Source organism: Mycobacterium gordonae (assembly GCF_001417955.2).
GTDB lineage: Bacteria > Actinomycetota > Actinomycetes > Mycobacteriales > Mycobacteriaceae > Mycobacterium > Mycobacterium gordonae_B.
In genome coordinates, this window is record NZ_LKTM01000230.1 from 1 (window position 1) to 918 (window position 918).

Genomic DNA, 918 nt, shown 5'->3' on the forward strand with positions numbered 1-918 from the left:
GTGGCGGTACCGGAGGGGCCGGCGGAGCGGCCGGTCCGCTGTTCGGCAACGGCGGCGTCGGCGGAACCGGCGGCAGCAGCTTCGGGGGCAACGGCGGCGCCGGCGGAACCGGCGGGCACGCCGGCTGGTTACTGGGCTCGGGCGGTGCCGGTGGCGCCGGCGGCAGCGACTCCGGCGCGGGCATCGGCGGCCACGGCGGCGCTGGCGGCGACGCGGGCTTGATCGGGTTCGGCGGCATCGGCGGGGTCGGCGGCTTCGCCTTGGCCGGAGCCGGCGGGGCCGGCGGGAACGGCGGCACCGGCGCCCTGCTGCTGGGCAGCGGCGGAGCCGGCGGGGCCGGCGCCCAGGGCGCTCCGGCCTTCGCCGGTGGGGCCGGGGGCGCCGGCGGCAAGGCCACGCTACTTGGACTCGGCGGAATGGGTGGCGTCGGCGGACTCGGCGCTCCCGCGGGCGGCAACGGCGCCGCCGGCGACAACGGGCTGCTGCTGCCGGCGGCGGCGCTCAACGTGATCAACACGCCCAGCGTGTTGCTGACCGGACGGCCGCTGATCGGCAACGGCGCCCCGGGCGGCGCCGGCACAGGAGCTGCGGGCGCCCCCGGCGGGTGGCTGCTCGGTGATGGCGGGGCCGGCGGATCCGGCGCTAACGGCGTACCCGGTGGTCCCGGCGGCGCTGCCGCGTTGTTGGGCAGCGGCGGCACCGGTGGGGCCGGCGGGCTCGGCGCGACCGGTGTGGGCCGGTCCGGTGGCCAGGGCGGCAACGGCGGCTTGTTCTTCGGCAACGCGGGCGGCGGCGGAGGCGGCGCGGTCGGCTCGGACGGCAACGGCGGCGGCGGTGGAGCCGGCGGAACCGGAGGGATCTTCGGCGGCGGCGGGGCCGGCGGCACCGGCGGCATGGCCAACTCGGCGCTCCCCGGGG

The 918-nt window shown here is 80.6% G+C and carries 1 pseudogene; it reads left to right on the plus strand.

The features are described from left to right. Nucleotides 1-918, plus strand: a pseudogene (locus AO501_RS38170) (PE family protein); the annotation flags it as partial.